Here is an 8,347-nt window from a genome sequence, read left to right as displayed (position 1 = left end):
AAACCAACGTTTAAGAGGCTTTAGAAGGCCGTTAATTTGCCGATAAAATCACCATTACAACTCACAAGGGATTGATTAAAAATTATGCAAATCGGCTACGTCAGGGTATCAACAAGTGAACAAAATACGGATTTACAGAGAGAAGCTCTTCAGCGGTCAGGATGTGAGCAGATTTTTGAAGAAAAAATGAGCGGTACAATTGCTAACAGACCTGCACTGAAGAAGCTGCTGCGCACCCTGAAAGAGGGAGATACGCTCGTAGTATGGAAGCTTGATCGGTTGGGCCGTAGTATGCGGAATCTGGTGTTATTGGTTGATGAACTCCGGCAGCGCGGCGTCCATTTTCGCAGCTTGACAGACAGCATAGACACATCAAGCCCGATGGGTCGTTTTATTTTTCATATTATGTCCGCGTTGGCAGAAATGGAACGTGAATTGATCGTTGAAAGGACACTGGCAGGCCTCGCCGCTGCACGCGCAAAAGGTCGAATTGGAGGTCGTAGACCAAAGCTGACACCGGAGCAGTGGGCACAAGCTGGTAGACTTATCGCAGCAGGTGAATCACGACAGCGTGTCGCGATTATCTATGATGTCGGAATGTCGACGCTGTATAAGAAGTTCCCAGCATCTATGTGCAGTGATTGACTATTAAAAATGGATCGCCGCCGCGATCCATTTTTCTTTGTCAGAGTGTCGCGTTTTGATTGGCGCGCGGCAACCAGGTCTCCAGAGCCCGGCTGATACCGTTCTTCTGCTGAATTAAGCTCATATTTTGACAAGCCCTTACCTCCGGTCAAACAAGCTCATACCGTTGTTTTCCTGCTGCCGTATCAGGTTAATGCACCTGCTCCATCACCACTCGTGGCTCCTTGATATACCCCTCGATCGCATGCACAAGGTCGTGCAGTAACCCGGTCATTGTGACGGTCAGCGAGTCCGCCAGCGTGCCGCTCAACAGTACCTGCGTCACACAATGGGCATAAGACACCAGCGTGTCGGTGTCTCCCCAGTAGTCGGGAAACACAGAGGGAGAGGCTTCACTCGCCATCAGTTGTTCGATACGGTGCGGGGGTAAATCAGCGTTGCACAGGCGATGCAACAAAACCAGTGCGTGGGACAGGCGGCCACATAGCGCCTGAGACTGCGCAGTGTCATGGCATTCCATCAGCTCATTGACGAAGGCGGAACAGATTTCTGCGACGTCAAACAGATCCGCCGTGGCGGGAATAGGCGTGGATAACAGGCGCTCGATGATGCTATCGGTATAGCGGGTACAATAATTAACAGGACGTGAAGCCATAAGAAAATCTCCGTTGAGTGATGCCGTCACCACCAGAGTTCCTACGCTCTGTAGGTGGTGACACTGGCGGGGGTAGGAATACCGACCTCAACGACATCGGCCAGCCTTTCGGCTGCCCCGCCAGCGCCACCTAATCTTACGATGTACGCCGACCAGACACAAAAAATTATCTCTGTGCCTTCGTTGAGCTGTTCAGGTTCCTACGCCCGGTTACGGATTTTGCCGCAACGCGCACACTCTATATCAGCAATATGCCGCCGAAAAGTGCATTTCGGCGGCATAGTTTGCTTTTGCGAGCATGCTTCCAGACTGGCATGTAACCATGTAAAGCGAGCTCAGACGGAATCAATTATTAACCGGGATCACCGCGCCTTTATATTTCGTCCGGATCCAGTCCTGAATCGCTTTTGAGTGCAGCACATCCACCAGCGCAACGATGTCTTTTTTCTTCTCATCGCCACGGTGAACGGTAATGATGTTGGCGTACGGATTGTTCTCGCCGCTTTCAACCGCAATCGGATCGTGAACCGGGTCGAGACCGGCGTCGATGGCGTAGTTGGCGTTAATCACCACCGCTGCGCCTTCGTCGTTGTTGTACATCTGCGGCAGCAGAGACGCTTCAACATTCGGCAGGAATTGCAGTTTTTTCGGGTTATCGACGATGTCGCTGATGCGCGCGTTAACTTTGTCCACGCCCGGTTTCAGCTTGATCACGCCCTCTTTCTCGAAGATGGAGAGAATACGACCTTCTTCGGAAACCGCATCACGCATGATGATTTTGCCGCCTTCCGGCAAGTCTTTCAGCGATTTGAATTTTTTCGAGTAAATGCCGATCGGCTCGATGTGGATCGCCCCGGCGCTGACGAAATCGTAATCTTTTTCGCCCGCATGATCTTTCAGCACGCTGTTCAGGTACGGAATGTGCTGGAAATAGTTCGCGTCGATGTCGCGGCTGGCCAGCGCCGTGTTCGGCAGGATGTAGTCCTGGAACGGTCTGATTTCCAGATCGATCCCCTGCTTCGCCAGAATCGGTTTCGCCTGCTCAAGGATTTCCGCGTGCGGCGTGTTGGACGCCCCCACGGTCAGCGTATCGGCCCAGGATGCAAAACTCAGGGCACTCAGGGTAGCGGCGGCGATCAGTGTCAGTGTCTTTTTCATGATGATGGTTCCTGTGTGTAATTAGCGTTTATCTAACAGAGAGGTAATCACGTCGCCGCAGAACTGGATGATGAATACGATGATCAAAATGGTCACCGTCGCCACCAGCGTGACGTCGTTGTGATTGCGCTGGAATCCTTCCAGATAAGCCAAATTTCCAAGACCACCCGCGCCAATGACGCCCGCCATGGCGCTGTAGCTCACTAAAGCAATCAGCGTCACGGTGATGCCGGACACCAGCGCGGGGGAAGACTCCGGTAACAGCACGCGGAAAATCAGCGTGGAGAGGCGCGCGCCCATCGAGCGCGTGGCTTCGATAACGCCCTTATCCACCTCACGCAAGGCGATTTCGACCAGCCTCGCGTAGAACGGCGCAGCGCCGACAATCAGCGCCGGTAGCGCGGCGTTGGCGCCGAGAATGGTGCCGATAAGCGCCTTGGTAAACGGGATCAACAGTACAATCAGGATGATGAACGGAATGGAACGAAAGACGTTCACTATCACCGAAATCACGCTGTAAACGGTGCGGTTATGGAACAGCCCGCCCTTCGCGGTCAGAAACAGCGCCAGCCCGAGCACGATGCCTAATACAAAAGTCGCCACGCCGGAGAGCGCGGTCATGTACAGCGTCTCCTGGGTCGCCGCCCACAGTTGTTCCCACTTCAGATGCGGGAAAAATGACTCACCCATGTTTGATCACCTCGCTCTCAATGCCGCTTTGCTGCAGATCCGCAAGGATATTGCTGAGCTGATCCTGGGTTGCATTCACATGGACCCACAACTGTCCGAAAACGCCATGAGCCGTCTGATTCATCTTGCCGTGCAGAATGTTGAACGGCAGGCCGTAACGCAGCGTCAGCTCACCGACCACCGGCTTATGCGTGCTGTGCCCGGTAAAGGTCAGCCTGATGACGTGGCCGGTCAGGTCGCTCGCCAGTTCCTGATTGAACGCTTCTTCTTCGGCATACTGGCTCACCTGACGCACAAACTGGCGGGTGATCGGCTGCTGCGGATGAGTAAATACGCTCAACACATCGCCCTCTTCCACTACGCGCCCGTTCTCCATCACTGCCACGCGGTCACAGATTTTGCGTACCACATGCATTTCATGGGTGATGAGGACGATGGTCAGCGAAAAGCGGCGGTTGATATCCAGCAGCAGATCGAGGATTTGATCGGTGGTCTGCGGGTCGAGCGCCGAAGTGGCTTCATCGCACAGCAATACGTCCGGGCTGTTCGCCAGCGCACGGGCAATACCCACGCGCTGCTTTTGCCCGCCAGAAAGCTGTGACGGATAGGCGTTCTCACGCCCGGTCAACCCCACCAGCTCAATCAGTTCCGCCACGCGGCTGCGGATCTCCGCTTTTGGCGTACCGGCAATTTGCATCGAAAAGGCGATGTTTTCGCTGACGGTGCGTGACCACAGCAAGTTGAAGTGCTGGAACACCATGCTGATTTTGAGGCGCGCCTGGCGCAGCGCTTCGCCCTTCGCGGCAGAAATGTCGTGACCGTTGATGGTCACGCTGCCTGCGGTAGGTTTTTCAAGCCCGTTGAGCAGGCGGATCAGGGTACTTTTCCCCGCACCGCTGTAACCAATGATGCCGTAAATCTGCCCCTGTTCGATCGACAGACTCACGTTATCGACGGCGGTAATCGGTGCCTTCCCGTGGTCAAAAATTTTCGAAATATTCCTGAGAACAATCATATGGCTGCTTATCCGCTGCTGCGTGTTATTGGTTTTTACTGTGCTTCCGCAAATGACGGTTTAGCAGTATGGACGTCCAGACGATATAGCGAGTGATGAAGATGTTTCAACAAACAAATCGGTCTTTCTTATAACCATAAGCAATAACAACAGAGGAGATGCGGGGAAAACCCCTTAGATAAAGTTCAGCAATGGATATCCGAAAAGCGGCAAAGTCTGCGGCGGTACAGGGGATTTATGGCGAAAAAAAGCGCAAATTAGTCCTTATTCAGACGTCGATACATCTGCACGACTACACGGCCTGCCTTCCACACTGCTGAAACAGCAGGTCATATTCCTTTTCATACTAAAGAGCAGAGAAACGTTCTTTATCAGCCTATTTTCGCAGTCCTACACTCTGCTCATCTTTCTTCACTCAGGGTGAAATGGCATGGCGATTTATCATTCCGTGACCGACCTTATCGGTCATACGCCGGTTCTGCAGCTGCACAAACTGGAAGCGGGCGTCTGCGATCTGTTCCTTAAGCTGGAAAACCAGAACCCCGGCGGATCGATTAAAGATCGCGTCGCGCTGTCGATGATTCAGGAAGCGGAAAAACAGGGGCTGTTACAGCCTGGCGGAACCATCGTTGAAGCCACGGCGGGTAACACTGGCCTGGGGCTGGCGCTGATAGCCGCGCAAAAAGGTTACAAACTGATCCTCGTGGTGCCGGACAAAATGAGTCGTGAGAAGATTTTCCATCTCCGCGCGCTGGGCGTTCAGGTAGTGCTCACCCGCTCCGACGTGGGCAAAGGGCACCCGGCGTACTATCAGGACTACGCGCAGCGGCTGTCGAAGGAGATCCCCGGCGCGTTTTACATTGACCAGTTCAATAACCACGCTAATCCGCTGGCACACAGCACTACCACCGCGCCGGAACTGTACGCGCAGCTCGACGGGCGCATTGATGCCATCGTGGTTGGCGTTGGCTCCGGCGGCACGCTCGGCGGTTTACAGGCATGGTTTGCCGAACATTCTCCACACACCGAGTTTGTGCTGGCCGATCCGGCAGGTTCGATCCTTGCCGATCAGGTCGAAACCGGCCATTACGGCGAGGCGGGATCCTGGCTGGTCGAAGGGATCGGCGAAGACTTTGTCCCGCCGCTGGCGAAGATCGACGGCGTGCAAAAAGCGCTGCGCATCAGTGATCGCGAGGCATTCATCACCGCCCGCGAATTGCTGAAAGTCGAAGGTGTTCTCGCCGGATCATCCACCGGTACGCTGCTGGCGGCGGCGCTGCGCTACTGCCGCGCCCAGACCTCGCCGAAACGGGTGGTGACCTTTGCCTGCGACAGCGGCAATAAATACCTGTCGAAAATGTTTAACGACGACTGGATGCGCCAGCAGGGGCTGATCTCACGCCCGGAAAACGGCGACTTACGCGATTTTATCGCCCTGCGTCACGATGAAGGCGCGACGGTCACCGCCGCGCCGGACGACACCCTTTCCACCGTGCTGGCGCGCATGCGTCTGTATGACATCTCCCAGTTGCCGGTGCTGGAAAATGATCGCCTCGTCGGCATCGTCGACGAATGGGATCTCATCAGCCACGTCCAGGGCGACAGCCAGCGCTTCGGCCTGCCGGTGCGTGACGCGATGACCCGCAACGTGGAACAGCTCGACAAAAGCGCGCCGGAAAGCGCGCTCAAACCGATTTTTGATCGCGGCCTGGTGGCGGTAGTGATGGATAACGAACGTTTTCTTGGCCTCATCACCCGTACCGACGTCTTAACCCACTGGCGTAACCGTTTAGAACAGTAAGGAATCACAATGAAATCTCTCGATACGCTCAGCGTGCACAGCGGCACCTTCATCGACAGCCACGGCGCGGTGATGCCGCCAATTTATGCGACTTCCACCTACGCGCAACCGGCGCCGGGTCAGCATACCGGTTATGAATACTCCCGCAGCGGCAACCCGACGCGCCACGCGCTGGAAAGCGCCATTGCCGAACTGGAAGGCGGCACCCGCGGCTACGCGTTTGCCTCCGGGCTGGCGGGCATTTCAACGGTGCTGGAGTTGCTGGATAAAGACAGCCATATCGTGGCGGTGGATGACGTCTACGGCGGCACCTACCGTCTGATTGAAAACGTTCGTCGCCGCAGCGCCGGGTTGCAGGTGAGCTGGGTGAAACCGGATGACCTGGCGGCGCTGGAAGCCACCATTCGCCCGGACACCCGCATGATCTGGGTAGAAACGCCGACCAACCCGCTGCTGAAACTGGCGGATCTGGAGGCGATCGCGGCGATCGCTCGTCGCCATAACCTTATTAGTGTAGCCGATAACACCTTCGCCTCACCGGTGATCCAGCGCCCGCTGGCGCAGGGGTTTGATATCGTGGTGCATTCGGCAACCAAATATCTCAACGGCCATTCTGATGTGGTCGCCGGGCTGGCAGTGGTGGGCGATAACCCGGAACTGGCGGAAAAACTGGGTTATCTGCAAAACGCGGTTGGCGGCGTGCTCGATCCGTTCAGCAGTTTCCTGACGCTGCGCGGCATCCGCACGCTTTCTTTGCGCATGGAGCGCCATAGCAGCAACGCGCTGGCGCTGGCACAGTGGCTGGAACAGCAGCCGCAGGTGGAAAAAGTCTGGTTTCCGTGGCTCGAATCGCACCCGCACTACGCGCTGGCACGCCGCCAGATGTCACTGCCGGGCGGGATGATCTCGGTTGTGATAAAAGGCGATGAGCAGCAGGCAGCGGCAGTGATCAAAAAGCTGAAGCTGTTTACCCTCGCGGAAAGTCTCGGCGGCGTGGAGAGTCTGGTCAGCCAGCCGTTCAGCATGACCCACGCGTCGATCCCGCTCGAACAGCGACTGGCAAACGGCATCACGCCGCAACTCATCCGCCTCTCGGTCGGCATTGAAGGGCTGGAGGATCTGAAAACGGACCTGCAACAGGCGCTGTCGCAGGCCTGATAACGCGCCCCGTCGCAGCACAGGTTTGCGGCGGGGAAATTCCGCGCTGTCCGTGATGTTGTTCTGATAGTCTGTGTTAAGTCCTTATTTCCTGTCGAATATGTAAACCGCTGAAATAACGTCACTTATATTATGATATACCGACTAGTGGCACCCGGTGACGAGTGTTAATCTGCCACCCATTCCGACGGTCAGGACGCTGAGCAAACGCCTCATGAGTAAACCCATTAAGCGGCTGGAGATCATCAAAAACGCCATTGAACTGGAAGATGATGACATTATCGCCAGCCAGTTACCGCACCTGAAAAACGAGACGGACGATCCCGTTATTGATGACATCGTGCTGGCGCTGGAGGAAAAGCGCTACGGTGAGGCTGTGGCGGCGATCATGGCCTGGCTGCAAAGCCAGCGGGCGATCGTCCACTGGCAGGATCCACGCATCGCGGCCTGCAAGCTGGAGCTGAAAGCGCTGGAAGAGCAACTTCGCGATCTTATCGACAAGCGCAACGCCCGCATTGCCCGGCTGGATGAGTTTAACGATCTCTACATGTCGCGCCTCGGCCCGCTGATGACAGAAGTACTACGGCTGCGTAAAGTGCTGGCAGAAGCCTCGCTGCGCAAGCGCGAAGCCGAGATGAATCTGGATGATGATGACATCGTCGCGCGGCGGGCGCGGGATGAGGCCCGCGAGCAGTATGAAACCTATCGCGAGCAGCAACAAAAAGCGCAGAACCGCCGCGATCGACAGGAAAACATGAGCGAATCTGATCGCCAGGAGCTGAAACGGCTGTGGCGGCAGGCCAGTAAATTATGCCACCCGGATCTGGTGGACGATGCGCTGAAAGCAGAAGCCAACGACATGATGGCGCAGCTTAACCAGGCGCGGCAGCGTGGCGATCTGACCACCATCCGCAGCCTGCTGGCCCGCTTACAACACGGTCATCAGCCGATGCTCGCCAGCGACAGGCTTAACGATCTGTCGCTGTTACAGCGGAAAGTTGCGTCGATTCAACAGCAGATCACCAGCCTGAACACCGAAATGCTGAAACTGGCGAAAGAGAAGTCCTGGCTACTGGTCTCCACGCTGACCAACCCGGAAGCCTATTTCCGTCAGCAGGAAAAAGCGCTGTCGAACACCATCGCCACACTGCAAAAGCAGATCCTCGAATCTGGCTTTGACGAAGTGGCGTGAAGCACGCCCTCTCCTCTCCCCGCCGGGAGAGGA

General features: G+C 55.9%; 8 protein-coding genes. 4 read left to right on the top strand and 4 right to left on the bottom strand.

Translation table 11 applies throughout. The features are described from left to right. The first annotated feature begins 84 nt into the window (after positions 1-84). Positions 85-645, top strand: a complete 561-nt coding sequence (locus GTGU_RS22125) for a recombinase family protein (protein WP_038162725.1) — start codon at positions 85-87, stop codon at positions 643-645. Between the two features lie 190 nt (positions 646-835). Here GTGU_RS22125 and GTGU_RS22120 read toward each other — a convergent pair whose 3' ends face one another. From GTGU_RS22120 to GTGU_RS22105, 4 genes are all read right to left on the bottom strand, one after another. Further along, complete coding sequence (locus GTGU_RS22120) at positions 836-1,300, bottom strand: hypothetical protein (protein WP_038162723.1); 465 nt, start codon at positions 1,298-1,300, stop codon at positions 836-838. A 345-nt stretch (positions 1,301-1,645) separates the two neighbouring features. Next, on the bottom strand, positions 1,646-2,458 hold the full coding sequence (locus GTGU_RS22115; protein ID WP_038162720.1) for a MetQ/NlpA family ABC transporter substrate-binding protein: 813 nt from the start codon (positions 2,456-2,458) through the stop codon (positions 1,646-1,648). A 21-nt stretch (positions 2,459-2,479) separates the two neighbouring features. Continuing rightward, positions 2,480-3,148: a methionine ABC transporter permease gene (locus GTGU_RS22110; protein ID WP_038162717.1), complete on the bottom strand. Its 669-nt coding sequence runs from the start codon at positions 3,146-3,148 to the stop codon at positions 2,480-2,482. Beyond that, positions 3,141-4,163, bottom strand: a complete 1,023-nt coding sequence (locus GTGU_RS22105) for a methionine ABC transporter ATP-binding protein (protein ID WP_038162714.1) — start codon at positions 4,161-4,163, stop codon at positions 3,141-3,143. Before GTGU_RS22105 ends, GTGU_RS22110 begins: the two co-directional genes overlap by 8 nt. Positions 4,164-4,593: 430 nt before the next feature. Here GTGU_RS22105 and GTGU_RS22100 point away from each other — a divergent pair, with 430 nt between their 5' ends. The 3 genes from GTGU_RS22100 (at position 4,594) to GTGU_RS22090 (ending at position 8,314) form a co-directional block, all read left to right on the top strand. Continuing rightward, the gene (locus GTGU_RS22100; RefSeq protein WP_038162711.1) at positions 4,594-5,964 is read left to right on the top strand and encodes a pyridoxal-phosphate dependent enzyme; all 1,371 of its coding nucleotides are present in this window, start codon (positions 4,594-4,596) and stop codon (positions 5,962-5,964) included. A gap of 9 nt (positions 5,965-5,973) precedes the next feature. Further along, entirely contained in the window at positions 5,974-7,122 is a 1,149-nt protein-coding gene (locus GTGU_RS22095) for a trans-sulfuration enzyme family protein (RefSeq protein ID WP_038162708.1), read from the top strand. 214 nt (positions 7,123-7,336) lie between these two features. Further along, positions 7,337-8,314 carry a DNA repair protein gene (locus tag GTGU_RS22090; protein WP_038162707.1) on the top strand — a complete coding sequence of 326 codons (978 nt, stop codon included), beginning with the start codon at positions 7,337-7,339 and terminating at the stop codon, positions 8,312-8,314. The last annotated feature ends 33 nt before the right edge of the window (positions 8,315-8,347 follow it).

The sequence above is a fragment of the Trabulsiella guamensis ATCC 49490 genome (assembly GCF_000734965.1).
Taxonomy (GTDB): Bacteria; Pseudomonadota; Gammaproteobacteria; order Enterobacterales; family Enterobacteriaceae; genus Trabulsiella; species Trabulsiella guamensis.
Note: the sequence above shows the minus strand (reverse complement) of the source record. Positions and strands in the feature narration are given on the sequence as shown.

What these genes read in the sequence shown, in the direction of transcription:
- GTGU_RS22125 (WP_038162725.1), top strand. Translation starts at nt 85, where the DNA reads ATGCAAATCGGCTACGTCAGGGTATCAACAAGTGAACAAAATACGGAT.
- GTGU_RS22120 (WP_038162723.1), bottom strand. Translation starts at nt 1,300, where the DNA reads ATGGCTTCACGTCCTGTTAATTATTGTACCCGCTATACCGATAGCATC.
- GTGU_RS22115 (WP_038162720.1), bottom strand. Translation starts at nt 2,458, where the DNA reads ATGAAAAAGACACTGACACTGATCGCCGCCGCTACCCTGAGTGCCCTG.
- GTGU_RS22110 (WP_038162717.1), bottom strand. Translation starts at nt 3,148, where the DNA reads ATGGGTGAGTCATTTTTCCCGCATCTGAAGTGGGAACAACTGTGGGCG.
- GTGU_RS22105 (WP_038162714.1), bottom strand. Translation starts at nt 4,163, where the DNA reads ATGATTGTTCTCAGGAATATTTCGAAAATTTTTGACCACGGGAAGGCA.
- GTGU_RS22100 (WP_038162711.1), top strand. Translation starts at nt 4,594, where the DNA reads ATGGCGATTTATCATTCCGTGACCGACCTTATCGGTCATACGCCGGTT.
- GTGU_RS22095 (WP_038162708.1), top strand. Translation starts at nt 5,974, where the DNA reads ATGAAATCTCTCGATACGCTCAGCGTGCACAGCGGCACCTTCATCGAC.
- GTGU_RS22090 (WP_038162707.1), top strand. Translation starts at nt 7,337, where the DNA reads ATGAGTAAACCCATTAAGCGGCTGGAGATCATCAAAAACGCCATTGAA.